The organism is Murinocardiopsis flavida (genome assembly GCF_003014485.1).
GTDB classification, from domain to species: domain Bacteria; phylum Actinomycetota; class Actinomycetes; order Streptosporangiales; family Streptosporangiaceae; genus Murinocardiopsis; species Murinocardiopsis flavida.
Genome location: NZ_PYGA01000024.1, coordinates 73,635 through 98,593, shown reverse-complemented (window position 1 = coordinate 98,593; position 24,959 = coordinate 73,635). Strand labels below are relative to the sequence as shown.

22 protein-coding genes and 1 pseudogene are annotated in these 24,959 nt (G+C 70.3%); all 23 read right to left on the bottom strand.

Annotated features, from left to right (window positions below; translation table 11 throughout):
- Positions 1-40 precede the first annotated feature (40 nt).
- Positions 41-496 (bottom strand): DUF2550 domain-containing protein, encoded by a 456-nt coding sequence (locus CLV63_RS27000; protein ID WP_106586036.1) that lies wholly within the window; start codon positions 494-496, stop codon positions 41-43.
- A 30-nt stretch (positions 497-526) separates the two neighbouring features.
- Positions 527-931 (bottom strand): F0F1 ATP synthase subunit epsilon, encoded by a 405-nt coding sequence (locus CLV63_RS26995; protein ID WP_106586035.1) that lies wholly within the window; start codon positions 929-931, stop codon positions 527-529.
- A gap of 91 nt (positions 932-1,022) precedes the next feature.
- The gene (gene atpD / locus CLV63_RS26990) at positions 1,023-2,465 is read right to left on the bottom strand and encodes a F0F1 ATP synthase subunit beta (protein ID WP_106586034.1); all 1,443 of its coding nucleotides are present in this window, start codon (positions 2,463-2,465) and stop codon (positions 1,023-1,025) included.
- A 5-nt stretch (positions 2,466-2,470) separates the two neighbouring features.
- Complete coding sequence (locus CLV63_RS26985; RefSeq protein ID WP_106586033.1) at positions 2,471-3,388, bottom strand: F0F1 ATP synthase subunit gamma; 918 nt, start codon at positions 3,386-3,388, stop codon at positions 2,471-2,473.
- Between the two features lie 3 nt (positions 3,389-3,391).
- The gene (gene atpA, locus CLV63_RS26980; protein ID WP_106586032.1) at positions 3,392-5,035 is read right to left on the bottom strand and encodes a F0F1 ATP synthase subunit alpha; all 1,644 of its coding nucleotides are present in this window, start codon (positions 5,033-5,035) and stop codon (positions 3,392-3,394) included.
- A 113-nt stretch (positions 5,036-5,148) separates the two neighbouring features.
- Positions 5,149-5,958, bottom strand: coding sequence for a F0F1 ATP synthase subunit delta (locus tag CLV63_RS26975; RefSeq protein WP_106586031.1), 810 nt, complete (start codon positions 5,956-5,958; stop codon positions 5,149-5,151).
- Positions 5,958-6,491, bottom strand: a complete 534-nt coding sequence (locus CLV63_RS26970; protein ID WP_106586030.1) for a F0F1 ATP synthase subunit B — start codon at positions 6,489-6,491, stop codon at positions 5,958-5,960. The genes CLV63_RS26975 and CLV63_RS26970 overlap by 1 nt, the downstream gene beginning before the upstream one ends.
- Positions 6,492-6,538: 47 nt before the next feature.
- Complete coding sequence (gene atpE, locus CLV63_RS26965; RefSeq protein ID WP_106586029.1) at positions 6,539-6,751, bottom strand: ATP synthase F0 subunit C; 213 nt, start codon at positions 6,749-6,751, stop codon at positions 6,539-6,541.
- A gap of 103 nt (positions 6,752-6,854) precedes the next feature.
- Positions 6,855-7,718 (bottom strand): F0F1 ATP synthase subunit A, encoded by an 864-nt coding sequence (gene atpB / locus CLV63_RS26960; RefSeq protein ID WP_106586028.1) that lies wholly within the window; start codon positions 7,716-7,718, stop codon positions 6,855-6,857.
- Between the two features lie 94 nt (positions 7,719-7,812).
- Positions 7,813-8,028 carry an AtpZ/AtpI family protein gene (locus CLV63_RS26955; RefSeq protein ID WP_106586056.1) on the bottom strand — a complete coding sequence of 72 codons (216 nt, stop codon included), beginning with the start codon at positions 8,026-8,028 and terminating at the stop codon, positions 7,813-7,815.
- A gap of 60 nt (positions 8,029-8,088) precedes the next feature.
- Positions 8,089-8,535: a hypothetical protein gene (locus CLV63_RS26950; protein ID WP_106586027.1), complete on the bottom strand. Its 447-nt coding sequence runs from the start codon at positions 8,533-8,535 to the stop codon at positions 8,089-8,091.
- Between the two features lie 232 nt (positions 8,536-8,767).
- On the bottom strand, positions 8,768-9,943 hold the full coding sequence (locus CLV63_RS26945) for an MraY family glycosyltransferase (protein WP_106586026.1): 1,176 nt from the start codon (positions 9,941-9,943) through the stop codon (positions 8,768-8,770).
- Between the two features lie 564 nt (positions 9,944-10,507).
- Positions 10,508-11,137: a hypothetical protein gene (locus tag CLV63_RS26940; RefSeq protein ID WP_106586025.1), complete on the bottom strand. Its 630-nt coding sequence runs from the start codon at positions 11,135-11,137 to the stop codon at positions 10,508-10,510.
- A 554-nt stretch (positions 11,138-11,691) separates the two neighbouring features.
- A pseudogene (locus CLV63_RS26935) lies at positions 11,692-12,414 on the bottom strand (L-threonylcarbamoyladenylate synthase); the annotation flags it as partial.
- Positions 12,415-12,560: 146 nt separating this feature from the next.
- Positions 12,561-13,418, bottom strand: a complete 858-nt coding sequence (gene prmC / locus CLV63_RS26930) for a peptide chain release factor N(5)-glutamine methyltransferase (RefSeq protein ID WP_106586024.1) — start codon at positions 13,416-13,418, stop codon at positions 12,561-12,563.
- The gene (prfA, locus tag CLV63_RS26925; RefSeq protein WP_106586023.1) at positions 13,418-14,482 is read right to left on the bottom strand and encodes a peptide chain release factor 1; all 1,065 of its coding nucleotides are present in this window, start codon (positions 14,480-14,482) and stop codon (positions 13,418-13,420) included. Before prfA ends, prmC begins: the two co-directional genes overlap by 1 nt.
- Positions 14,483-14,590: 108 nt before the next feature.
- Positions 14,591-14,800: a 50S ribosomal protein L31 gene (gene rpmE, locus CLV63_RS26920; RefSeq protein WP_106586022.1), complete on the bottom strand. Its 210-nt coding sequence runs from the start codon at positions 14,798-14,800 to the stop codon at positions 14,591-14,593.
- Positions 14,801-14,989: 189 nt separating this feature from the next.
- Entirely contained in the window at positions 14,990-16,288 is a 1,299-nt protein-coding gene (locus CLV63_RS26915; protein WP_245929084.1) for a serine hydrolase domain-containing protein, read from the bottom strand.
- 315 nt (positions 16,289-16,603) lie between these two features.
- Positions 16,604-18,385: an L-lactate permease gene (locus tag CLV63_RS26910; protein ID WP_106586021.1), complete on the bottom strand. Its 1,782-nt coding sequence runs from the start codon at positions 18,383-18,385 to the stop codon at positions 16,604-16,606.
- Positions 18,386-18,671: 286 nt separating this feature from the next.
- Positions 18,672-20,633, bottom strand: a complete 1,962-nt coding sequence (gene rho, locus CLV63_RS26905; RefSeq protein WP_106586020.1) for a transcription termination factor Rho — start codon at positions 20,631-20,633, stop codon at positions 18,672-18,674.
- 437 nt (positions 20,634-21,070) lie between these two features.
- Entirely contained in the window at positions 21,071-22,051 is a 981-nt protein-coding gene (gene thrB, locus CLV63_RS26900; protein WP_211301492.1) for a homoserine kinase, read from the bottom strand.
- Positions 22,052-22,374: 323 nt separating this feature from the next.
- Positions 22,375-23,433 (bottom strand): threonine synthase, encoded by a 1,059-nt coding sequence (thrC, locus tag CLV63_RS26895; protein WP_211301495.1) that lies wholly within the window; start codon positions 23,431-23,433, stop codon positions 22,375-22,377.
- Positions 23,434-23,649: 216 nt separating this feature from the next.
- Positions 23,650-24,951 (bottom strand): homoserine dehydrogenase, encoded by a 1,302-nt coding sequence (locus tag CLV63_RS26890; protein ID WP_106586018.1) that lies wholly within the window; start codon positions 24,949-24,951, stop codon positions 23,650-23,652.
- Positions 24,952-24,959: the final 8 nt, after the last annotated feature.

The window sequence follows — 24,959 nt, the reverse complement described above, 5'->3', positions numbered from 1 at the left end:
CAACCCACGCCCCCCACCCGGCGGGACGCCCATGCCCCGCTCACGCCCCGCCCGGCGGGATCGACTCCACCCAGGAGCGGAATCCGGTCAGGGCACTCTCGCTCATCGCCAGCTCATAGACCGCGGCGGTCGGCGCGGAGCCGTCGGCGTGCGACCAGCCCACGCCGATCACCGCGACATCGGGGGTCAGGCCGCCGAGGTCGGCCGGGGACGGGCTGCGCCGGTCGACAACGAAAAGACCGCGGCGCGACAGTTCCACTGTCGGCCGCGGCCACAAAGAGAACACCCGGTACCAGCGCAGTACCTCCGAGCCGTACCGGGCGAAGCCGATACGCCAGGGCCGGGCGCCGTCGGCGGCACGGAGGTAGCACTCCACCCCACCGCCCCGGCGCTCCAGCGCGTAGCGGCGCAGCGCCACAGCGGTGAGGAAGGCGAGGGTGAGGACGACCGGCGCGACGAGCAGCCACTCGGCGGCCGCCGGCACGGACCCGCCCATCAGCCGCTCCCGCACCACCGGGCGCCCGCGCTAGACGGGCTCGCCGGTCCCGGCCGCAGCCAGCCGGCTGCGGGCCCGCGCGGCGCGCGCGGTCGCCTCGGCGTCGTCGGCCGTGACGGTCCCGACGTTGTCGAGCGCGGTCTGCGCGCGGGAGACGTCGATCTCCTCGGCGAGCTCCGCGATCTCGGCGAGCACCGATACCCGGTTGTCCGCGACGGAGATGAACCCGCCGTGGACCGCGGCCCGCACCTCGCCGTTCTCCCTGCCGCCCATGACGCGGACGACCGCGCCCGGCGCCAGCAGGGAGAGGACCGGGATGTGTCCGGGCTGGACACCGAGGTCGCCCTCGACCGTCTTCACGATGACCATGTCGCCCTCGCCCGCCCACAGCTCACGTTCGGGCGAGACCAGTTCGACGAAAAGCTTGTTCGACACTGCCCCACTACTCCGATTCACCCCTGCACGCGCAGGGCTCAAGGCCGCGGACCGTTGCACCGGGCGGGCCGGCGGCCCGCCCGGTCAGCAACTAGCTCGCCAGCGTCTCGGCCTTCTCCACGGCCATGTCGATGTTGCCGACATCGAGGAACGCCTGCTCGGGCAGGTGGTCGTACTCGCCGTCGCACAGTGCCTTGAACGAGGAGATGGTCTCCTCCAGCGGGACGAACACGCCCGGGTTGCCGGTGAACTTCTCGGCGACGAACATGTTCTGCGACAGGAACCGCTCCAGGCGCCGCGCCCGGTTCACGATGATCTTGTCCTCTTCGGTCAGCTCATCGATACCGAGAATGGCGATCTGGTCCTGGAGGTCGTTGTTCCGTTGCAGGATCTCCTTGACCCGCTGGGCGACGTCGTAGTGCTCCTGGCCCACGTACTGCGGGTCGAGGATGCGCGAGGTCGACGTCAGCGGGTCCACCGCCGGGTAGATGCCCTTCTGCGAGATCGGCCGGGAAAGCTCGGTCGTCGCGTCGAGGTGGGCGAACGTGGCCGCCGGCGCCGGGTCGGTGTAGTCGTCCGCGGGCACGTAGATCGCCTGCATCGAGGTGATCGAGTGGCCGCGGGTCGACGTGATCCGCTCCTGGAGCAGGCCCATCTCGTCGGCGAGGTTGGGCTGGTAGCCCACAGCGGAGGGCATGCGGCCCAGCAGGGTCGACACCTCCGAACCCGCCTGGGTGAACCGGAAGATGTTGTCGATGAACAGCAGGACGTCCTGGCCCTGGACGTCGCGGAAGTACTCCGCCATCGTCAGCGCCGACAGCGCCACCCGCAGCCGGGTGCCGGGGGGCTCGTCCATCTGGCCGAAGACGAGAGCGGTGTCCGGGAGGACCTCCATCTCGCCCATCTCCAGGAACAGGTCCGTGCCCTCACGGGTGCGCTCACCCACACCGGCGAACACCGACACACCGCCGAAGTTGCGGGCGATGCGGGTGATCATCTCCTGGATGAGGACGGTCTTGCCCACACCCGCGCCGCCGAACAGGCCGATCTTCCCGCCGCGCACGTACGGCGTCAGCAGGTCGATGACCTTGATGCCGGTGACCATCATCTCGGTCTTCGACTCGAGCTGGTCGAACGGCGGGGCCTGGCGGTGGATCGGCCAGCGCTCCGTCACCTCCAGCTCGGACTCCGGGACGTCCTGGGGCTCGCCGAGGGTGTTGAACACGTGGCCCTTGACGACGTCGCCCACCGGGACGCTCAGCGGAGCGCCGGTGTCGCGCACCTCCGCGCCGCGCACCAGACCGTCCTGGGGCGCGAGGCTGATGGTGCGGACGAGGTTGTCACCCAGGTGCTGGGCGACCTCCATCGTGATGGTCTTGGTCTCCCCGTCGAGGGTGACGTCGGTCTTCAGGGCGTTGTAGATCGGGGGCAGGGCGTCGACGGGGAACTCCACGTCGACGACGGGCCCGGTGACCCGGGCGATACGGCCGCTGGCGGTGCCGGGCGCGGCCGTCTCTTCAACAGTCGCAGTCACTTCTCTTACTCACTTCCCGCGCTGGCAGAGGCGAGCGCGTCGGCGCCGCCCACGATCTCGCTGATCTCGTTGGTGATCTCCGCCTGGCGCGCCTGGTTGGCCTGACGGGTGAGGGTGTGGACCAGTTCCTCGGCGTTGTCCGTGGCGGCCTTCATGGCGGCACGCCGCGAAGCCCACTGCGAGGCCGCGGCCTCCAGCAGCGCAAAGTAGATCCGGTTCGACACGTACTGCGGCAGGAGCTGGTCGAGCGCCTCCTCAGGAGAGGGCTCGAAGTCGTACAGCGGGACGGCTCCGCCCTGCTGCTGCTTCAGCTCCTCGGCGTCGACCTCCTCGATCTCCAGCGGCAGCACGCGATGCGTGGCCGCCCTCTGGGTGATCATGGAGACGAACTCGGTCGAGACGACGTGGATCTCGTCCACCCCGCCGTCGGCGGTGTCGGCGGTGAACTTCTCCATCAGCGCCGCACCGATCTCCTTGGCGTCCATGTAGGACGGGCGTTCGGTGATGCCCTCCCACTCCCGCTCCATCGGCCGGTCGCGGAACCGGTAGAAGCCGACGCCCTTGCGGCCCACCATGTAGGTCAGGACGTCCTTGCCCTGGTCCTTGAGGAGCTGCGACAGCGACTCCGCTTCCTTGATGGCGTTGGTGGTGTAGCCGCCTGCGAGACCCTTGTCGCTGGTGATCACGAGGACGGCGGCCCGTGTGGGGTTCTCGGCCTCGGTCAGCAGCGGGTGCTGGCTGTAGCGGCCGGCCACCGCCGAGACGGCGCGGGTGATCTCCCTCGCGTACGGCCCGGCCGACTCGGCCGCCCGCTGCGCACCGCTGATCCGCGTCGTGGCGATCAGCTCCATGGCACGGGTGATCTTCGCCATCGACTTGGTGGAGCGGATCCTCCTGCGGTAGACGCGAAGCTGTGCACCCATATGTCAGTTCCCGCCGCTCTTGGCGACCTTGATGGTCTCCTGGCCGACCTTCTCGGTCTCCATCGCCTCGGCCTCCTCCTCGGTCCCGAGGATCGAGCCGGCGCTGGTCTCGAAGGTCTTCTTGAAGTCGTCGATGGCGTCGCTGAGGGCCTGCGCGGTCTCCTCCTCGAACTTGCCGCTCTCGCGGATGGTGTCGAGGACCTTGCCGTGCTCGCGGCGCAGGAAGTCCAGGAAGTCCTCCTCGAAGCGGCGGATGTCCTCGACCGGGACCTCGTCGAGGCGGCCGGAGGTGCCGGCCCACATCGAGACGACCTCGGACTCCACCGGGAACGGCGAGTACTGGCCCTGCTTGAGCAGCTCCATCAGCCGCTGGCCGCGCCCGAGCTGCGCCTTGGACGCGGCGTCCAGGTCGGAGCCGAAGGCGGCGAACGCCTCCAGGTCGCGGAACTGGGCGAGGCTGACGCGCAGCGAACCGACGACCTTCTTCATCGCCTTGGTCTGCGCCGCGCTGCCCACACGCGACACCGAGATGCCGACGTTGATCGCGGGGCGCTGGCCCTGGTTGAACAGGTCCGACTCCAGGAAGACCTGGCCGTCGGTGATGGAGATGACGTTGGTCGGGACGTAGGCGGACACGTCGTTCGCCTTGGTCTCGATGATCGGCAGCCCGGTCATGGACCCGGCGCCCATCTCGTCCGACAGCTTCGCGCACCGCTCCAGCAGCCGCGAGTGCAGGTAGAAGACGTCACCGGGGTACGCCTCGCGGCCCGGCGGGCGGCGCAGCAGCAGCGACACCGCACGGTAGGCCTCGGCCTGCTTGGTGAGGTCGTCGAAGACGATCAGGACGTGCTTGCCCTGGTACATCCAGTTCTGGCCGATGGCGGAACCGGTGTAGGGGGCGATGTACTTGTACCCGGCCGGGTCGGACGCCGGAGCGGCCACGATGGTGGTGTACTCCATCGCCCCGGCCTCCTCCAGCGCGCCGCGCACGCCGGAGATGGTGGAGCCCTTCTGGCCGACCGCGACGTAGATGCAGCGCACCTGCTTGTCGGGGTCGCCGGAGTCCCAGTTGGCCTTCTGGTTGATGATCGCGTCGATGCAGACCGCGGTCTTGCCGGTCTGCCGGTCGCCGATGATCAGCTGGCGCTGGCCGCGGCCGATCGGGGTGATCGTGTCGATCGCCTTGATACCGGTCTGGAGGGGCTCGCCGACCGGCTGGCGCTGCATGACCGAAGGGGCCCGCAGTTCCAGCGCGCGGCGCTCGGTGGTCTCGATGTCGCCCTGGCCGTCGATGGGGCGGCCCAGGGGGTCGACCACGCGGCCGAGGTAGTTGTCGCCGACCGGCACGGAGAGCACCTGGCCGGTGCGGCGCACCGTCTGCCCCTCCGCGATGTTGGTGAAGTCGCCGAGGACGACGACACCGATCTCGCCGATCTCCAGGTTCAGGGCCAGGCCCTGGGTCCCGTCCTCGAATTCGAGGAGTTCGTTCGCCATCGCCGAGGGGAGACCGCCGACACGGGCGATACCGTCACCGGAGTAAACAACGGTGCCGATCTCTTCGCGCGCGGCGGCGTCAGGCTCGTACGACTGGACGAAACGCTGTAGCGCGTCCCGGATCTCCTCCGGCCGGATCGTCAGCTCCGCCATCTCAGGTAAGTCCTTTGTCTTGGGTTACACGGCTGGCCTGCCGGCGCCGTTTGGCTCGTGCTAGCGGCGCCGGTTCGCGCGGCACCCTGCGTCTGTTGCGTGAATCGGTGGTCTCAGCCGGCGAGGCGCCGCCGGATCTCGGCGATCCGTCCGGACACCGTCCCGTCGATGACCTCGTCGCCGATGCGGATGGACATCCCGCCCATCAGCTCCGGTACGACCTCGATGTTCAGGTGGATCGTCCGGCCGTACTTTCGGCTCAGCGACGCCTGCAAGCGCTCCTGCTGGGCGTCGTCGAGGGCGACGGCCGTGCGCACCACCGCGATGTAGCGCTGCGCCCGCTCGGCAACCAGCTGGGCGAGCTTCTCCAGGGCCTGTTCCAGGGTACGCCCGCGCGGTCGGACGACCGCCTCGGTGACGAGCACCAGGCTCGCGGCGTTGACCTTGTCGGCGAGCAGGTCCCGCAGCAGCTCACGCTTGTGGTCGACGGACACGCTCGTGTTGGTGAGCGCGGCCCGCAGCTCGGGCTGCGCCACCACGATCCGGCTGAACCGGAAGAGCTCGTCCTCCAGGTCGTCGAGGCGCTGCTGCCCCTCAGCCGCGGAGACGGTCGAGTAGACCGCCATCCGCTCGACGGCGTCGATGAGGTCGCGGCGCGACGACCACTTCGCGCGCACCACGTCGCTCACGATGAGCACCGCGGACGGCGACACCTTCGACTCCAGCAGGCTGCCGACGAGCCCGGACTTGGCGTCGGCCGAGTTCGCCGGGTCGGCCAGCCAACGGCGCAGCGAGTGCTGCGCCGTGAGCAGGCCCACGACCTCGAACAGCTCCTCGCCCAGCACGGCGGCGTTCGCCGACGGCAGGACGGCGTCGAGCCGCTCGGTGGTCTCGGCGAGCGACGCCCGGCTGACCCCGCGCATCAGCGCACCTCAGCCGGACGGTCGCCGCGGTCGAGATCGTCGAGGAACCGGTCGATGACCCGGCCCTGGGTGGCGCTGTCGCCCAGCGACTCCCCGACGATACGGCTCGCGAGGTCGGTGGACAGCGCCCCGATCTCGGTGCGGAGCTGCGCCATGGCATGCTGGCGGTCGGCCTCGATCTGGGCGTGCGCCGCGTCGATGATGCGGCGCGCTTCGACCTGGGCCTCCTCGCGGGCCTCCGCGATGATCACGGTGCCCTGCTCCTTGGCCTTCTCCAACTCCTGGCCCGCGGCGCGGTGCGCCTCGGTCAGCTTGTCGCGGTACTGCTGGCGGATCTCCTCCGCCTCGGCCTCGGCCTTCTTGGCGCGTTCGATGCCACCCTCGATCTGGTTGGCACGCTCGTCCAGAGCCTTCGTGAACCTCGGCCACAGCTTGGTGACCACGCCGAGGATCAGCAGGAAGGCGATGAGGCCGAAGGTGAATTCATCCCAGTGGATCCGCAGGATGTTCTCTTCTGCTGCCATTTCGACCATGGCTGGCATCCCTTCGCGTCAGTCTCGCTCTACCGGAACGTCGAAGGTCAGCTTCCCGCCTGGATGAAGGCGAGCACGAAGCCGAGAATGGCGAGGGCCTCGATGACGGCCATACCGAGGATCATCTGGCCCTGGAGCACGCCGCGCATCTCGGGCTGGCGGGCGATGGCCTGCACGCCGTTGCCGAAGATGAGGCCGACGCCGATGCCGGGGCCGATGCAGGCGAGGCCGTAACCGATGGTGGCGAGGGTACCGGTCATGTCAGTCGTTCCTTTTCTGGGTTGGGTCACGCCGACGGGCGGTGTGCCGTCGAACTGCCTGGATTTAACGGACTGGTGTCAGGGAGGACGCGCAGGCCGGGGCCTAGTGCGCGCCCTCGATGGCGTCGCCGATGTAGAACGAGGCCAGTAGGACGAACACGTACGCCTGGAGAGCCATGATGAACAGCTCGAAGGCGGTGAAGACGAGGAAGCCGATCAGGGCGATGGCGGAGTAGCCCACCGAGATCCCGCCCCAGATCCCGCCCGCGTCGGGGTTGAACAGGTAGAACCCGCCGGCCGCGAACACCGCGAGCAGCATGTGCCCGGCGAACATGGTGGCGAAGAGCCGGATCGCGTGGGTGAGCGGCCGGAAGACGAAGTTCGAGATGAACTCGATGGGGATCAGCAGGGGCAGGATCCACTTGGGTGCCCCGCTGGGGACCAGCTTGCCCTTGAAGTGCCCGGCGAACCCGTGCTCGCGCACGCCGACGTAGTTCCACAGCACGTAGATGCTGAGGGCGAGGACGGCGGGGAACGCGAGGTTGGACGTGACGGGAAGCTGGAATCCGGGGATCAGCCCCATGACGTTCATCGCCAGGATGAACGTGAACAGGGTGACCATCAGCGGCATGTACTTCTCGCCGGCCTTGCCCATGGTCGTGCGGACCATCTGGTCGCGCACGAAGCCCACCAGCGCCTCGGCCACACCCTGCGCCCGCCCCGGGACGACCTTCGCGTTGCGGGTCGTGAAGTACCAGAAGGCGGAGACGAGGAGGACGACGACGATGAGCAGCGCCGTGTACTTCGTGAACCCGGAGGTGTACGGCAGGTCGTAGGAGAACCACGGTGTGGGGAAGAACAGGCTCACACTGGGGGCCTGGAACGTGCAGCCCGCTTCGTTGAAGATGTGCGGATCGGCGCAGTGCTCTTCCGCCGCGGCGAGAATGGTGCGCGCGTCAGCACTCACGGCGAACCCTTTCGTCGTGACGCAACAGGAATCCTCGATGTATAGGTCGGCGCGCGCATGCCTCGGGCGAGACGGACGGCACCGGACGTGGTGGTCAGGAGCGGACGAACTGGGTGATGATCAGGTACAGCGAGCCGACCATGCCGATGAGCAGGCCGATCGGCAGGAACAGCGTCTCGTATCCGAACGCCCAGTCCGCGAGCCAGCCGATCCCGCCCCAGAGCGCCAGACCGGCCAGAAGGTAGGAGACGATTGCCATCCCGTCGGGGCGGCGGCCCTGATCCGGGCCGTCGCTGGTCTGATCGTTCATCTCGCTCCGGAACATAGCAGCGGCCCCTACCGGCGGGAACACCGCCCCGGCCGAGCATGGTCACTGCCTCTCCTCGACGGGGGCCTCGGATTCGGCCGGTTCGTCGGATTCGGCGGGTTCGTCGACGTAGAGCCGGCGGACCCGGATGCTGGCGACCGAGTGACCGGTGAGCCAGGTGACCACGCACAACGCAGCCGACAGCGCGAACGACGGACCGTCGAACGCGGTGGTGCCGCCGAAGAGGACCAGGACGATCCCCAGCACCACGACCTTGATCGTATAAGCGGCGAAGGCCCCCATGAGCAGCAGCTCCGGGCGCTTCTGCCCAAGCCAGGCGAGGAACAGCGCCGAAGCCCCGAAGAAGGCCAGGGCCAGCAGCGCGCCGATGAGGGCGCCGACAAGGCCGTTGACGTCCTTGAGGAAATACGCCACTGCCATTGCGGCGGCGCCGACGATCGCGGTCGGAATCGCGGCGCCGCGGAGAATCCGGGCGTCGTGTTCCTGCATGTATGTGCTCCGGTGGCTGTTCTGCGGGGTGCTTGCTCGTGAAAGCTATCACAAGCTTTTCGGACCCCGATCCGGGGTGGCCTTTACCCTGAGCTTACCGGCTCCGGAGACGTCCGATTACCAGCCGTTTCCAGCGGGAATGTCGGCTGTGTCACGCATGCCGCACCCTCGCCGAACGGACGCGGCGGCCCAATTCGGACCCGGGCCCCGCAGCGGACCGGTGACGCTCCGCTCATGACGGACGTTCCGAATTGTGATCTTTTGTTAGCGCGGCGTTCGCGCTCCCCCGCTCGGCCTGCGCCCGCCGCATCGCCTGGCGGCGGCGGAACCTCGGCAAGGTGATGAGTCCCACCGCGCACGCCCCCACCAGCACCGTCACCGTGAGGACCATGAACGGGGCGTTGAACACCGACAGCGACACCGACGCGAACGCGATGATCGCCGCCCACAAGTACATCAGCAGCACCGCGCGGGCATGCGAGTGCCCCAACTCCAGCAGCCGGTGGTGCAGGTGTTTCTTGTCGGGCGCGAACGGCGACTTGCCCGCCATGGTCCGGCGCACCACCGCCAGCGTCATGTCCGCCAGCGGCAGCGCGAGCACCAGCAGCGGCAGCAGCACCGGCAGGAACACCACGAGGCCGACCGCGTTGAACTCGCGCGCGGCGTTCGCGTCGAACTGGCCGGTGACGGTGATGGTGATGGACGCCAGCAGCAGCCCGAGCAGCATCGACCCGGTGTCGCCCATGAACACCCGCGCCGGGTGGTAGTTGTGCAGCAGGAAGCCCACGCACAGCCCCGCCAGGATGATGGCGATCATGGCGGGGTAGGACTGCCGGTCGAAGCCCTTGTCGACCGCGACGACGTAGTAGTAGCCGAAGAACGCGAACGCGGAGATGGCCACCACCCCCGCCGCGAGCCCGTCGAGGCCGTCGGCGAAGTTCACCGCGTTGATGGTCGCCACGATCAGGAACACCGACAGGATGGTCCCCAGCACCGGGCTCAGCACCAAGGTCATGCCCGGCAGCGGCAGCCACAGGAGCTGCACCCCCTGCCACACCAGGATCCCCGCCGCGGCGATCTGCCCGGCGAGCTTGCTGATGGCGTCCATCCCCCACCGGTCGTCGATGACCCCGACCACCGTGATGAGGCCGCCGGCGAGGATCAGCCCCCGCCAGGTGTCGTAGAGGAACACGTCCTGGAGGTGCGGCAGCCCGCGCGCGATGAGCATGGCCGCGACGAACCCGCCGTACATGGCGATGCCGCCGAGCCTGGGAATGGGCTCGGTGTGGACGTCGCGGTCGCGCACCGGCGGGACCGCGCCGAAGATGACGGCTGCCCGCCGTACGAAGGGCGTCAGCAGGTAGGTGACCGCGACGGCGATGACGAAGGTGAGCGCATACTCACGCACTGGAGATCCGGGGGCCTTCCATGCAGGCGGCGACGCGGGACGGGAACACGCGGCGCGGCCGGATTTTCGTGGGCGACGCCATTGACGCTAGCACCCCGAGCCCCCTCGCGCCCGCCAACAACAACCCCCGCCGCCACCCGACCGACCACCGTCACCCCGAAGCCCACCCACCCCGGGGTGGCCCCCGATGACGCGAAGACCGCAACGTCGACGGGAACGACCATCACCACGAGAACGAGAACCGCCACCACAGCCAAGCAGCGGCGGCACGAAACACCACGGCCCGCCTCGACCGCCAGACCCCGGCCACGGGACGGCCGCGTACGGTACCCGGGCTTGCTGGAGAGGGCCCATCGCGGTGCTCCGCTCGTCCCGACGCCTTCTGACAAGCGAATCATCGCGCGACCCCACGCCCTGCTGCTGGGTGCCTGGGCTCTGGTGCCAATAGTGCAGCGTGGTGCTTCGTGCCGCCGGGTGCTTCGCAACCGCGACGGCAGCCAGACCCCCGCGTGCCTCCGCTGCGGTGGCCTTACCCCCCACCTCCCGCAGGTGCGGGCGGGGGTGCTACTCCGTGCAGTGGTGCGAGGGGTCGGTGCCGACCGGGGTCAGTTGGATCTCGGCCGCGCGCCACGCGCCCTTGGCGTCCGGGCGCATGGTGAACCCTGCCCAGAGGACGTCCTCGGCCGGATCGGGGCGCCGTTCCGCCGGTCCGCCGTCGGCCGGGCGCAGCCGGACGTCGCTCTGGTCGACGCAGACGTCGATCTGGAGCAGGTCCGCCGCGTACCCGCTCACCTCGAAACCCCGCAGCACGTACGTGCCCGCGGGCACGCTCGCCGCCGCCTTGGCGTCCTCGACCCGCGACTCCAGCAGGTCGGCGGCCGGGCTGCCGGGCGCCGCCAGCGCGAGGACGGCGCCGGGACCGTCACGCTCGTACTCCGCACGCGCCAGGACCGCTTGGAGCTCCAGCACACCGCGCGCCGCACCCTCGTAGTCAAAGCCGCCGCGGTCCACCGGCCCGCCGCGGACCAGCACCCGGACGTCGGCCGGAAGCTCGGCTTTCGGCCGCCACTGGTCGGCCGAGGCGGCGGGCGCCGACCGCTCGTCCCCGGCGGAACCGCCTGCACCGCCACACCCCGCGGCCGCCACCAGCAGGAATGAGGCGATCACTGTACCGACCGCCGTCTTCAGCACCATCACACGCCTCGCACTCGGACCCGGGCTGCGCGCGGTCGGCGAGAGCCGCGGACCGACGCGGGCGGACGACGGGCCGCGGGAGGCGCGCGGGCCTAGCGTGCGACGTCGTCGTCCGTTTTCTCCGCGCTGTCTGACGCGGCGCGCTCGGCGGCGGTTCCCCCATGATCGGATTTCACCGAGGAGTGTGCGGAACCGTTGGCGCCGGACTCGGCTGGGGTCGGTTCACCGACGCTCGTAGGGCGGTCGGATGCCGCCGCGGCAGCGGCGGTGGCCGCGGCGTCGTCCGGAGCGGTGTCGGGCGCCGCAGCGGCCGACTCAGTGGCGCTCGCGGGGCGGTCGGATGCCGCCGCGGCAGCCGCCGTGTCCACGTCGTCCGCAGCGGTGCCGACACCGGATTCCGCGGCGGTCGGCGCAGCGGCGGCCTCTGCCGACGCTGCCGACGCCGCTCCGCTGTCACCGGTGGCGGCCTGCTCCGCGCCCTCAGTCGCCGGGCCGCTGCCGCCGGTCGCCGACCGCTCCGCGCTGTCGGCGGCGTCGGCCTTCTGCCCCGTGCTGTCCGCGGCAGTGGTGCTCTCCGCCTCTGTGTCGGCGTCGGCCTCCTCGGCGGGGGTGCTCTTCTTGGAGCGGGGGCCCGAGACGCCGATGACCGTCCCGCACACCGAGCGCAGCCGCTCGATGGGGATGGCGCCGATGCGCAGCACGCGCGGCACGGCGTAGGTCAGGTCGACGATGGTCGAGGGGACCTCGTCGGCGCAGGGGCCGCCGTCGAGGTAGACGGCGACGGAGTCGCCGAGTTGCTCGGCGGCGTCGGCCGCTGTCGTGGCCGGTGCGTTGCCGGTGAGGTTGGCGCTGCTCACGGCCATGGGGCCGGTCTCCTTGAGGAGTTCGAGCGCGATCGGGTGCATGGGCATGCGCACCGCGACCGTCCCCTTGGTGTCGCCGAGGTCCCACGAGAGGCTCGGGGTCGCGGCGCACACGATGGTGAGGGGCCCCGGCCAGAACTCCTCGATGAGGTCCTGGCCGTGCGAACCGAGGTCCTCGATGAGGGCCTGGGCCGCGCGCACCGACCCCACCAGGACCGGCGCCGGCATGTCGCGGCCGCGCCCCTTGGCGGTGCGCAGCGCGGTGACGGCGGGGGGACTGAACGCGTCGGCGCCGATGCCGTACACGGTGTCGGTGGGCAGGACCACCAGTTCGCCGCGGCGCACAGTGGAGGCCGCGTCGGCGACACCCTCCTTGCGCTGGTCGTCATCGGCGCAGTCGTAGCTGCGGCTCACGCGCGTTCACCCCTCGATATCGGCTGGATCCCCACCCGTTCTACACCCGCGGCGGGACCGACCGGCCCGGAGTCTCCCCGCTCGGCGCGGCGCGGACGGCCCGACCGCCGCCCATCAGAGCCACGCGGGACGGCCCCTGGCGCCGTTCAGTCGTCGGCGCGGCGTACGACCACGAAGCGGTCGCGGCGCGCGAGGTCCTTCATGTTGCGGACGTCGCGCCAGCCGAGTTCCTCGGGGAACAGGGCGGGGATGTCGATGCCCTGGTCGTCGCCGTGCTCCACGGCGAGGGCGCCGCCGGGACGCAGCAGCCGCCGCCCGACGTGCTCCAGCTCGCGGATCATGTCGAGGCCGTCGGCGCCCGACCACAGCGCGAGCGGCGGGTCGTAGCCGCTGACCTCGGGCGGGATGACGGCGGAGTCGGCGGTGGGGACATAGGGCGGGTTGCTGATCAGCAGGTCGACCCGGCCGTCGAACTCGGGCAGCGCGGTGCGCATGTCGGCGTGGTGCGCGGTGACCCGGTCGGCGTGCCCGCACGCCTCGATGTTGTGCCGGGCCCAGGCCAGCGCCCCGGCGTCGACCTCGACCGTGTGCACCTGCGAGCGCGGCACCTCCTGCGCGATGGAGATGGCGATGGCGCCGGAGCCCGCGCCGAGGTCCACGACGAGCGGGTCGGCGACGTCCATGGCACGCAGTGTGCCGATGGCCCAGTCGACCATGATCTCGGTTTCGGGGCGCGGTACGAAGACGCCAGGCCCCACCCGCAGCTCCAGGTAGCGGAAGTACGCGCGGCCGGTGATGTGCTGGAGCGGTTCGCGCGCCGCCCGCCGTGCGACGCACTCCCAGTACAGGGCGTCGAAGTCGGCGTCGGCGACACTGTGCAGCTCTCCCCTGCGCACGCCGTGGACGAAGGCCGCGAGCTCTTCCGCGTCCGTGCGCGGTGCGGCGACACCGGCCTCGGCCAGCCGCAGCGTCGCGCGCGCCACCTCATCCAGCAGGAAGTTCATTACTGGGCTGCTTCCAGCCTCTCCTTGGTGTCGGCGTCGATGAGCGCCTGGAGGACGGCGTCAAGCTCTCCGTTGAGGACCTGGTCGAGGTTGTACGCCTTGAAGTTCACCCGGTGGTCGGAGATCCGGTTCTCGGGGTAGTTGTAGGTGCGGACGCGCTCGGAGCGGTCGACCGTGCGCACCTGGCTCTTCCGCTCGGCCTGCGCCTCGGCGTCGGCGCTGGCCTGCGCCTCTGCGAGCAGCCGGGCGCGCAGGACGCGCAGCGCCGACTCCTTGTTCTGCAACTGGCTCTTCTCGTTCTGGCACGAGACGACGATGCCGGTGGGCAGGTGCGTGATGCGGACAGCGGAGTCGGTGGTGTTGACGCTCTGCCCGCCGGGCCCCGAGGAGCGGTACACGTCGACGCGGAGCTCGTTCTCGTGGATCTCGACGTCGACCTCTTCGGCCTCGGGCACCACCAGGACGCCGACGGCGGAGGTGTGGATGCGGCCCTGCGACTCGGTGACCGGCACGCGCTGCACCCGGTGGACGCCGCCCTCGAACTTCAGCTGCGGCCACACGCCCGTGCCGGGCTCGGGCGCGCCCCGGTTCTTGAAGGCGATGGTGATGTCCTTGTACCCGCCCAGGTCGGAGTGGGTGGCGTCGATGACCTCGGTCTTCCAGGAGCGCTTCTCGGCGTAGCGCAGGTACATGCGGACGAGGTCGGCGGCGAACAGCGCGGACTCCTCGCCGCCCTCGCCGGCCTTGACCTCGAGGATGAGGTCCTTGTCGTCGTTGGGGTCGCGCGGGATCAGCAGGGTGCGCAGCCGCTCGGTGAGCTCTGCCGCGCGCCCGGTGAGCTCCTCGGCCTCCTCGGCGAAGGCGGGGTCCTCGGCCGCGAGCTCCTTGGCGGTCTCGATGTCGCTCTCGACCCGCATGAGCTCCCGGTAGGCGGCGATGATCGGGGTGAGCTGGGAGTAGCGGCGCCCCAGCCGGCGGGCGAGCGACGGGTCGGCGTGCACAGCGGGATCGGCGAGCTGCTGCTCCAGCTCGTAGTACTCGCCGAGGAGGTCGTCCAGCTTCACGTCTCGCCGCTCTTTCGTCGAATGCGTCCCGCCGATGCCCGAAGTGCCGCCCAGTGCCGCGGCGCCGGCGCGCGGGGACCCGCGCACCGGCGCCGCGGCGGGCCGGCGCTACTGGCGCTTGCCGAAACGCTTCTCGAAGCGGGCGACCCGGCCGCCGGTGTCCAGGATCTTCTGCTTGCCCGTGTAGAACGGGTGGCAGGCGGAGCACAGGTCGGCGCGGATGGCGCCGGACGCGACCGTGCTGCGCGTGGTGAACTCGTTCCCGCAGTTGCAGGTCACCTTGGTGACGACATACTCGGGGTGGATCTCGGCCTTCACGTGGATCTCCTCGCTATGGGCGGTCGCCGGACGCACGCTTCGAGTGGCGGGCGATGGAGTTGCGCGCGCACTCGGACACCCCGAGAGGGGATGCGATGGTGGGCATGCGCGAACCGGTACCGCGGCGGTCGATATACCAGTTTGCCAGACCTTCCAACCAGAACCGACCGGTGGTTGTTCCCGCAGCGCTCAGGAGCGCCCGCGGTCGTGCTCGGGTCCCGTGACGGGTTCGCTCGGGAAGTCGCTCGGCGAGGGTTCGGGCTCCTTCGGCGCGTCGGCCGGGCACATCGCCGTCTCGATGATCTCCCACGCCGGCGGGTCGGGGTTCTTCTGGTACCGCGCCTGGAACATGGTGAAGTGCCGCTCCTTGCTGTGCACGCTCCAGTTGCGGAAGCCCGGGATGTTGCCCGAGTGCATCCAGACCTTCACCCCGCAGGTGAGCGTGTAGTGCTTGGGGCCGAGCCCGTAGCCGACGCCCTGGGAGTCGATGGCGACGACGGTCTGCATCTCCTTCAGCATCGGCTGGTCGAGCACCTGCCCGCCGAACAGAGCGGCGTAGAACGTGTTGATGTCGCTGACCGTGGAGACGATCTGCGCGGTGCCGAACCACCGGCTCGGGTTGAACTCGGTGATGTCGAGCGGCTGCGGCGCCATGCCGGACGACGGGGGCACGGCCAGGTAGGCGTGCAGCGCGGGGTCGGGCATCACCGGGTCGTCGGGGATGGACGTCTCGGTGAGGTCGAGCGGCTTGAGGATCCGGTTCTCGATCTCCGTGCTGTACGGCCGGCCGGTGAGGGCCTCGATGACCATGCCCACGAGGACGTAGTTGGTGTTGGAGTAGGCGACGTCGGTGCCCGGCTCGAACACGGGCTCGTGCCGGTTCGCGACGGCCACCAGCTCCTCCGGGCGCCACACGCGGTCGCGGTCCGACAGGACGCTGGGCATGTCGCGGTTGTAGCTGAAGAGGCCGCTGGTGTGGCTGAGGAGCATGCGCAGGGTGATGGTGTCGCCGCCGTGCTCCAGCACCCCGGGCAGGTGCTGGTCGACGGGGTCGTCCAGGTCGGCCTTCCCCTCGCCGACCAGTTGCAGCAGGACGGCCGACGCGAACGGCTTCGACAGGCTCGCGATGCGGAAGTGCGCCCCTGGGTCGACCGGGACGTTCCTGCCGCGCTGGGCGACCCCCGCCACCCCGTTCCAGACGTCCGACCCGCCGGGGTTGGTCTCGACGAGCTCGGCGACCGCGCCGCTCGACCCGTCCGTCACGACGTTGTTGAGGGCCCGCTGCATGCGCAGGCGCTCCTCCGCCGTGAGCCGCGGAGGCGGCGGCGCGGTGTCGTTGCCGGCGACCTGCTTCGGCGGCGTGTCCCGCGAGCCGTCATCGGCCGGGCGGGTCACCAGGACGACGGTCAGCGCGAGCACCGCCGCGATCGCCACTGCCGCGCTCACGAAGATGAGCGGCGCCCCCCGGCCGGACGGGGATCGGAACACGGAACGGAGGATTTGGCGTACAAACCGGCCGTCTCTCAACGCGTCATCCCATCTCCGATAAATCTTGAGAATTGTGGCAGACCCCGCGGAGCACCACGTCGGCCGTCGACGGCCGCAGGGGCAGGACAGGCGGGAACGGTGATCCGGCGTGACGGAGGTCACCACCGAATGCGGGCGCAGAGGGGGGCACGCACACCGCGAAGCACAGAAGGCGCCCGGTGGCCGCACGCCGTTCTACAGTTCTACCGCCCCGGCGCAGTTGCTCGCGACTCAACCCGCGAAACACCCGGTGTCACGCGGCCCCGCGGGCCCGGTTCAGCCCTTCGCGGCCCGTTCCGACCTCCGCAGGCCCACCGCGAGTGCGACGAGCCCTGCCACCAATGCGATGAGCAGACCGGTCCCAAAGTTCAGTCCGAATCCGTAGACGGACAGATACGCCAGTGAACCGGCCATGAGCAGGTAGTAGACGAGCGGGATGGCGCTCTGGCGGATGAGGTCGCCCTCGCGCCCCACCAGTCCGACGACGGCCGAAGCGGCGACGACGTTGTGCACGGTCACCATGTTCCCGGCGGCTCCGCCGACGGCCTGCACAGCGACCACTGTTTCGGGCGGCACCCCGATCTGTTCGCCCGTAGAGAACTGGAAGAGCGAGAACATCAGATTGGAGACGGTGTTGCTGCCGGCGACGAACGCGCCGAGCGCACCGATCCACGGGGCGAACAGCGGCCATGATCCGCCCGCGACCCCGGCGGCGCCTTCGGCCAGGGTGAGCGGCATGCTCTCCAAGTCGGTCGCGCCGAAGTCGGCACCGGTGTTGATGAAGACCCGCACCAGCGGGACCGCGAACAGCAGGGCGACCGCCGCTCCCGCGAGCTGGCCGCCGGCGAGCTTCCACGACGCGACGACCTGCTGCCGCGACATCCGCTGAACGGCATAGGTGATCAGGCAGACCAGCAGGAAAACGGCTCCGGGCGAGTACAGGACCGCCACGCCGTCCCCGATGCCGGTGCCGAACAGGTCGGTCACCCCCAGCTCCACGCCTTCCAGCCACCCCTTCACCTGCGGGATGACGCGGGTGGCCACCAGGATCGCCGCGACCAGCAGGTACGGCAGCCATGCGCGGACGATCCCCATCCGGCGCTCGGCCGCGACCTCGGTCTCACCATTGCCAGGGGTGAGATTGCCGCTCCAGCGCTCGGGCCACGACGAGCGCGGCGGGAAGTCCCAGGTGGTCTTGGGCAGCAGGAAGCCGCGGCGGGCCGCGAACACCACGATGAGCAGTCCCGTGAGCCCACCCAGCAGCGAGGTGAACTCCACGCCGACCACGATGTTGAAGAACACCGACGGCAGCACCATCGCCAGGGCCGAGAACAGCGCGAACGGCCACACGGCGAGCCCTTCGCCGAACCCGCGGCGGCCGCCGTAGAAACCGCAGAGCAGGCAGCACAGGAAGACCGGGATCAGGGTGCCGGTGACAGCGTGCATCAGCACGGTCTGCATGCCGACAATGTCGACCAGGCCGGCGACATCGGTGCCCAGGACATCGGCGCGCGCCGCGACGTCGGCGGACCCGGCGAGGCCGTCGTTGACGCCCACGAGGATGGGGGTGCCGACCGCACCGAAGCTCACCGGGGTGCTCTGGATGACCAGGCCCACCATCACCGCCGCCATGGCGGGGAACCCCAAGGCCAGCATCAACGGGGCGACGACGGCGGCGGGGGTGCCGAATCCCGACGCCCCTTCGATGAAGCTGCCGAACAGCCAGCCGATGATGACCGCCTGCACCCTGCGGTCGGGGCTGATGTCGGTGAAGGTCGACCGGATGGTCTGGATGGCGCCGCTCTGGGTCAGGGTCGCGAGCAGCAGCAGCGCCCCGAAGATGATGTAGAGCAGCCCTACCGCGAGGATCAGCCCCTGGATGGTGGAAGCGGCGATGGCGGCCCACTCGGCCTGCCACACGGACACCGCGATGACGACCACCACGACGTAGCCGATCGGCATCGCGTACTTCGCCGGCCAGCGCAACCCCACAAGGAGCACTCCGACGACCAGGATGGGCGCCAAGGCGAGCAGGCTGAGTACGGCGAGGTTCCCCATCCGGCGTCCTTTCCGGCCCCGAGGGACGCGCTGCGCGCCGCGGACGGGGAATCTCGTCAGGTGCGGTCCGCAGCACGATAAGCAGAGAGGCCGGAGCGGGTAAAGGGGCCCGTGTGAACGACGACACAACTGTGATCCGGTGTCCGGAAACAGATACAACGCGGCTCCGGACGGGACGCGCGGTGCCGTACGTGCCATCCGGAGCCGCACAGCCGAGCGGCCCTCCCCCGCCGTACGGGGAAGGGCCGCTCGCAGAAGCCGCTACGGCACCTGTGGCAGGGCCGGGTCAGTGGTCGTTCGGACCCACCGTGGTCTTCTGGATCTGCAACAGGAACTCGGCGTTGCTCTTGGTCTCCTTCATCTTCTCCAAGAGCAGCTCCAGCGCCTGCTGGGTGTCGAGGGCGTGCAGCACCCTGCGCAGCTTCCAGACGATGCCCAGTTCGTCGCCCGCCATGAGGATCTCCTCCTTGCGGGTGCTGGAGGCGTCGACGTCCACAGCGGGGAAGATGCGCTTGTCGGCGAGGGAGCGGTTGAGCTTCAGCTCCATGTTGCCGGTGCCCTTGAACTCCTCGAAGATCACCTCGTCCATGCGGGAGCCGGTCTCGACCAGCGCCGCGGCGAGGATGGTCAGCGAGCCGCCGTTCTCGATGTTGCGCGCCGCGCCGAAGAACCGCTTCGGCGGGTACAGCGCGGTGGAGTCGACACCGCCGGACAGGATGCGCCCGCTCGCCGGTGCGGCGAGGTTGTAGGCGCGGCCGAGCCGGGTGATGTTGTCGAGCAGCACCACGACGTCGAGGCCCATCTCGACCAGCCGCTTGGCGCGCTCGATGGCGAGCTCGGCGACGGTCGTGTGGTCGTCGGCCGGCCGGTCGAAGGTCGAATGGATGACCTCGCCCTTGACCGTGCGCTGCATGTCGGTGACCTCTTCGGGCCGTTCGTCGACCAGCACGACCATGAGGTGGCACTCGGGGTTGTTCTCCGTGATCGCGTTGGCGATCGTCTGGAGCACCATCGTCTTGCCGGCCTTCGGCGGCGAGACGATCAGGCCGCGCTGCCCCTTGCCGATGGGCGTGATCAGGTCGATGATCCGCGTGGTGAGGATGCCGGGGTCGGTCTCGAGGCGCAGCCGCTCCTGCGGGTACAGCGGCACCAGCTTGGAGAAGTCGGCGCGGTTGCGGGCCTGGTCGGGCGCCATGCCGTTGACGGTGTCGAGGCGCACCAGGGCGTTGAACTTCTCCTTGCGCTCGCCGTCGCGCGGCTGGCGCACCGCCCCGGTGATGGCGTCGCCCTTGCGGAGGCCGTTCTTGCGGACCTGGGCCAGCGAGACGTAGACGTCGTTGGCGCCGGGCAGGTAGCCGGTGGTGCGCACGAACGCGTAGTTGTCGAGGATGTCCAGGATCCCGGCGACCGGCAGCAGGACGTCGTCGTCACTGATGACGGGCTCGGGCTCTTGGCGCTCGTTGCGCCCGCCGCGCCGCTCGCGGCGGTCGCGCCTGCGGCCCCTGCGGCGGCCGCTGCCGAACTCGTCGTCGTCGCTGTTGTCGCGGTTGCCGCGGTTGCCCTGGCCCCCGCCCTGGGACTGCTGCTGCTCGGAGCCGCCGCCCCCGCCGCCGCTGTTGTCATCGCGGTTGCGGTTGCGCCGGTTGCGCTGGCGCTCCCGACCCCCGCCCTGGTTGCCCTGGCCGCTCTGGCCGTTGCTCTGGCCGGACTGCGTGTCCGAGCCGCTGGTCTGCGAGGTGCTGGATGTCTTCGTCACGCTGCTCGTGGAGGTAGTGGAGTCGGTGCCGTCGGCCGCCGGGCGCCTGTCGGCTGTGGTCGTGTTCGCGTCGTCGTCGCCGCGTCTGCGCGACGAGCGGCGGTTGCCGCGGCCGGACTTCTCGGAACGCTCGGCCTGGTCGGGCGCGCCGGCCGGGGCCTGGCTCCCGGCGCCGCGGCCGGCGGCCTCGGCGGAGTCGGCCTTGCCGGGGGCCTCAGGCTGCTCCGGCGCCTTCGGCGGCTTCGCGGCGGACGGGCCGGACGACTTGCCGCCGCCGCCCTGCGTCTTCGCCTCGATGGCGGCGATGACATCGCTCTTGCGCATCCGCCCGGTGCCAGAGATACCGAGATCCGACGCGACCCGTTGGAGTTCGCGGAGCGTCTGCGCCGCAAGGCCGGTGCCGCCGGAGCGGCTGCGCGCCCGTCCAGCGGAGCCCTTGTCCGCTGCGGGCGCGGATTCGGCGTCCGCGTGGAGTTCGGTGGTGTCGCTCACTAAGGGTCCTTCCCAAGGAGCGGGCTGAGGCCGACAGCGTTTCGTGTACGGCCAGCCCGGTATTGCGATCCGGACAATGCCGGGTCGGGCTTGCCTCACCGGCAATGCTCAGGGGTCCGAAGATCGGACTCCTACCGAATCGCGGCGGGCATGTGGGTACAGCCAGACGTGGGGACTATGGGCTCGATTGGTGCTGCCCGTGGACCATCCTGTCGTTCCCATACGAGGAACCGATGAGATCGCTGGGGAAGGCGGAGCCACAGGTGAACCGTGAACTCGACACAGCGGCAACCGTGCGCATCACTCGAACCGACGATCATTCGGGTGGAAGACCTGGCTGACACTGTGGCGGATGAGCACACGCCCCGCACTGGGGCATCTGGTGCTACCTCCAACACTAACATCACCGGGGCCCACAGCTATTCCTCGACACAGCTCTATGAACGGGGAGAACTGATATACACCCCGGCCAGATCGATTCTTAAGGGGCGTATGTGCCAACCACTACCCGCTCGCCGCGCGATCGAATCCGCCGCCGTCCCATCGATTTCCGCGGAACCCTCGGCCTGGCCTGGGATCGAGGCCGGTCCGCCGGGGTCTTCGCCCGGCGCACAAGCCAGCACGAGCACCGTCGGACCCGCCCCGGACACGACCGCGGGTAGCCGCGATTCGACGCGCAGTTCTTTGATGAGCGCCGCACTCCCGGGCATGGCGGGCGCACGGTACGCCTCGTGCAGCCGGTCCTCGGTGGCGTCGAGCAACAGTTCAGGATGGCCGGAAACGGCCGCGGCCAGCAGGGCGGCGCGCCCCGCCGTGAACGCCGCGTCGCTATGGGCGACCGACTTCGGCAGCAGCCCCCGCGCGAGTTCGGTGGACAGCTCCGCGTCGGGGACGCACACCACCGGCCGCAGCCGCGGCGACGGGTCCATCGACAGCGCGCGCCACTCGCCGCCCGCAGCGGCCCACGCGACGGTGAACCCCCCGTAGACGCACGGGGCGACATTGTCGGGATGGCCCTCGATGTCGGCCGCCAACCGGTAGACCCGGTCGCGGTCGACGGCCTCGCCGTCCCCACTCAGCAGGCCCAGCGCCGCGCCGACCCCCGCGACGATCGCCGAGGACGACGACCCCAGCCCCCGCGCGTGCGGGATCCGGTTCGTGCAGTGCAGGTCGATCCCCGGCATGGGGACGCCGGCGGCGTCGAACGCCGCGCGCATGGCCCGCACCACCAGGTGCGAACCGTCCAGGGGGACGACACCGGCACCCTCGCCCTCGACCGTAACCACGGTCCGCCCGTCGGAGCGCGTGCGGACCTCGATGTCGTCGTACAGGCCCAGCGCCAACCCCAGCGCGTCGAACCCCGGCCCGAGGTTTGCACTCGTGGCAGGCGTGCGAACGCTGATACCTGCATGGCCCATGGGCGGTCTCCAATGCCGTTGACGTAACGGGTCAGCGGGTGTGTTCACGGCCCCCTGGTTCCCTCAGGCGAAGGGGTGGGTTCACGCCCCTACCGCCCTCAGGCGAAGGGGGTTGGCTACCGTCGCGGCTGCGAAGCACCACGCTGGAGTTTCCCCGCAAGTCGTGCATCCCTGCGGGCGGCGGGTCTGTGTCCGGGGTCTGGCGATCGAGGCTCGCCGTGGTGCTTCGCGCCGCCGGATGCTCCGCACGCCCCTACTGCGCCCGCTTCGCGGAGTATCGCGCAGCGGGGGCCCGCGACGGCAACCTACGTCTCCACTCGGACTCACACCAGGCCGAGCGCCGACGCCGCGCTTTGGGCGTCGACCGGCACCGTGACAGCGGACGACGCGCCCGCGAGCGCCCAGTCGGGGTCCTTGAGCCCGTTGCCGGTGACCGTGCACACGACGCGCGAGCCCCGCTGGATCTGCCCGGCGCCGACCGCCTGCATCAGCCCGGCGACACTCGCGGCGGACGCCAGCTCCACGAACACACCCTCCTCCGCTGCGAGCAGCCGGTAGGCGGCGAGGATCTGGCGGTCGGTCACCGCGTCGATGCGCCCCCCGGAGTCGTCGCGCGCCTTCTCGGCGAGGTTCCACGACGCGGGGTTGCCGATGCGGATGGCGGTGGCGATCGTCCGCGGCTGGATCACCGGGGCACCGTTGACGATGGGCGCCGAACCGCTCGCCTGGAAGCCGTGCATCCGCGGCACGCGCGCGGCGACCCCGTCGGCGGCGTACTCCTGGTACCCCATCCAATAGGCGGAGATGTTGCCCGCGTTGCCGACCGGCAGGCAGTGGACGTCGGGCGCGTCGCCGAGCTCGTCCACGACCTCGAACGCCGCGGTCTTCTGCCCCTGGAGGCGGTACGGGTTGACCGAGTTGACCAGCGCCACCGGGTAGTCGACCGACAGTTTGCGCGCGAGTTCGAGGCAGTCGTCGAAGTTGCCGTCGACCTGGAGCAGCTTCGCGCCGTGCACCAGCGCCTGGGCGAGCTTGCCCATGGCGATCTTGCCCTGCGGCACCAGCACCGCGCACGTCATGCCGGCGCGCACCGCGTACGCGGCGGCGCTGGCACTGGTGTTGCCGGTCGACGCGCAGATGACGGCCTTCGCGCCGTCCTCGGCGGCCTTGGTTATCGCGACGGTCATGCCGCGGTCCTTGAACGAACCGGTGGGGTTGAGCCCTTCGACCTTGAGGAACACCTCGCAGCCCGTCAACTCGGAGACCCGGGTCGCCGGGACCAAGGGCGTCGCGCCCTCGAAAAGGGTGACGACCTCGGTGCTCTCACCGACGGGAAGGCGGTCGCGGTACTCCTCTACGACACCGCGCCACGCCCGTGCCATGCTCACGACGGGGCCCTTTCGCAAAATGAATGAATCCAGCGGAGTCCGCTGCCTCCGGGGCGGTGCCCCGGAGCGGTCGGCACCGCGGCCGCTCGCGCGGCGCCGTGGCGGTGACCTCCCGCAAGTCTAGAGGTCACCGGCGTTCCAGGCCCAATCGCCACCCACCCGAACGCGGCGCCGACATCCTCCGGCACACCGGGCCGACGGCTCCGCTCGCTACGGGGTGTTCTCGTCGGTGAACGCCTCGACCCGCATGACGCTCGCAACGGAACGGACCTCGGCGAGCGCGTGCAGGCGGCGGACCGTCTCGGCGAGCGCCGCATCGGGGGCGCGGTGGCTGACCAGAACGAGCTGGGCGTCCTCACCCGAACCCTCCTGGCGGACGTTCTTGATCGACACGTCGTTCTCGGCGAACACGTCGGCGACCCGCGCCAGCACACCGGGGCGATCGGCGACGTCGAGCGCCACGTGGTAGCTCGTGGTCGTCACGCCCATGGGGTGGACCGGCAGCCCGGTGTCGTGGGCGCCCTCGGCGACGAACGTCCCGGCGAGCTTGTTGCGCGCCACCGCGACAAGGTCGCCGAGGACCGCGCTGGCGGTGGGTTCCCCGCCCGCGCCCGCGCCGTAGAACATCAGCCGCCCCGCCGACTCGGCCTCGACGAACACCGCGTTGTAGGCGCCGTTGACGGTGGCGAGCGGGTGCTCGCGCGGCAGCATCACGGGGTGCACCCGCACCCCTACCGACGCGCCGCCCTGCGAGCGCTGGCAGATCGCGAGGAGCTTCACGACGCAGCCCATGTCCTTGGCGCTGGCGATGTCGGCGGCCGAGACCTCCGTGATGCCCTCGCGGTGCACATCGGCGGCGGTCACCCGGGTGTGGAAGGCGAGCCGCGCCAGGATGGCGGCCTTCGCCGCGGCGTCGAACCCCTCGATGTCGGCGGTGGGGTCGGCCTCGGCGTAGCCCAGCGACTGGGCCTCGTCGAGCGACTCGGCGAACCCCGAGCCGATGGAGTCCATGCGGTCCAGGATGTAGTTCGTGGTGCCGTTGACGATCCCCAGCACCCGGTTCACCCTGTCGCCCGCCAGGGAGTCGCGCAGCGGGCGCAGCAGCGGGATGGCGCCCGCGACGCTCGCCTCGTAGTAGACGTCCACACCGGCCTCGCGGGCCGCGGCGTGGATGGCGGCGCCGTCCTCCGCCAGCAGCGCCTTGTTCGCCGTGACCACGGACTTGCCCGACTTGATGGCGGACAGGATCAGCGACCGCGCCGGTTCGATACCGCCGATGACCTCGACCACGAGGTCGATGTCGGGGCGGTTCACGAGCCCGATGGCGTCGGTGGTGAACAGGTCGGGGTCGAGGCCCGTGTCGCGGGCCCGGTCGAGGCGGCGCACCGCGACGCCGCCGATCTCCACGGGCGCACCGATCCGCGCGGCGAGCTCCGCCGACTGCTCGCGGACCAGCCGCACCACTTCCGAGCCCACAACGCCGCAGCCGAGCAGCGCCACCTTCAGTGCCATAAGGGGGT

Coding starts and splice junctions, on each gene's coding strand:
- CLV63_RS27000 (WP_106586036.1), bottom strand. CDS start 496: ATGGGCGGGTCCGTGCCGGCGGCCGCCGAGTGGCTGCTCGTCGCGCCG.
- CLV63_RS26985 (WP_106586033.1), bottom strand. CDS start 3,388: ATGGGTGCACAGCTTCGCGTCTACCGCAGGAGGATCCGCTCCACCAAG.
- atpA (WP_106586032.1), bottom strand. CDS start 5,035: ATGGCGGAGCTGACGATCCGGCCGGAGGAGATCCGGGACGCGCTACAG.
- CLV63_RS26975 (WP_106586031.1), bottom strand. CDS start 5,958: ATGCGCGGGGTCAGCCGGGCGTCGCTCGCCGAGACCACCGAGCGGCTC.
- CLV63_RS26970 (WP_106586030.1), bottom strand. CDS start 6,491: ATGGTCGAAATGGCAGCAGAAGAGAACATCCTGCGGATCCACTGGGAT.
- atpE (WP_106586029.1), bottom strand. CDS start 6,751: ATGACCGGTACCCTCGCCACCATCGGTTACGGCCTCGCCTGCATCGGC.
- CLV63_RS26955 (WP_106586056.1), bottom strand. CDS start 8,028: ATGAACGATCAGACCAGCGACGGCCCGGATCAGGGCCGCCGCCCCGAC.
- CLV63_RS26950 (WP_106586027.1), bottom strand. CDS start 8,535: ATGCAGGAACACGACGCCCGGATTCTCCGCGGCGCCGCGATTCCGACC.
- CLV63_RS26940 (WP_106586025.1), bottom strand. CDS start 11,137: ATGGTGCTGAAGACGGCGGTCGGTACAGTGATCGCCTCATTCCTGCTG.
- prmC (WP_106586024.1), bottom strand. CDS start 13,418: ATGAACTTCCTGCTGGATGAGGTGGCGCGCGCGACGCTGCGGCTGGCC.
- CLV63_RS26910 (WP_106586021.1), bottom strand. CDS start 18,385: ATGGGGAACCTCGCCGTACTCAGCCTGCTCGCCTTGGCGCCCATCCTG.
- thrB (WP_211301492.1), bottom strand. CDS start 22,051: ATGGGCCATGCAGGTATCAGCGTTCGCACGCCTGCCACGAGTGCAAAC.
- thrC (WP_211301495.1), bottom strand. CDS start 23,433: ATGGCACGGGCGTGGCGCGGTGTCGTAGAGGAGTACCGCGACCGCCTT.
- CLV63_RS26890 (WP_106586018.1), bottom strand. CDS start 24,951: ATGGCACTGAAGGTGGCGCTGCTCGGCTGCGGCGTTGTGGGCTCGGAA.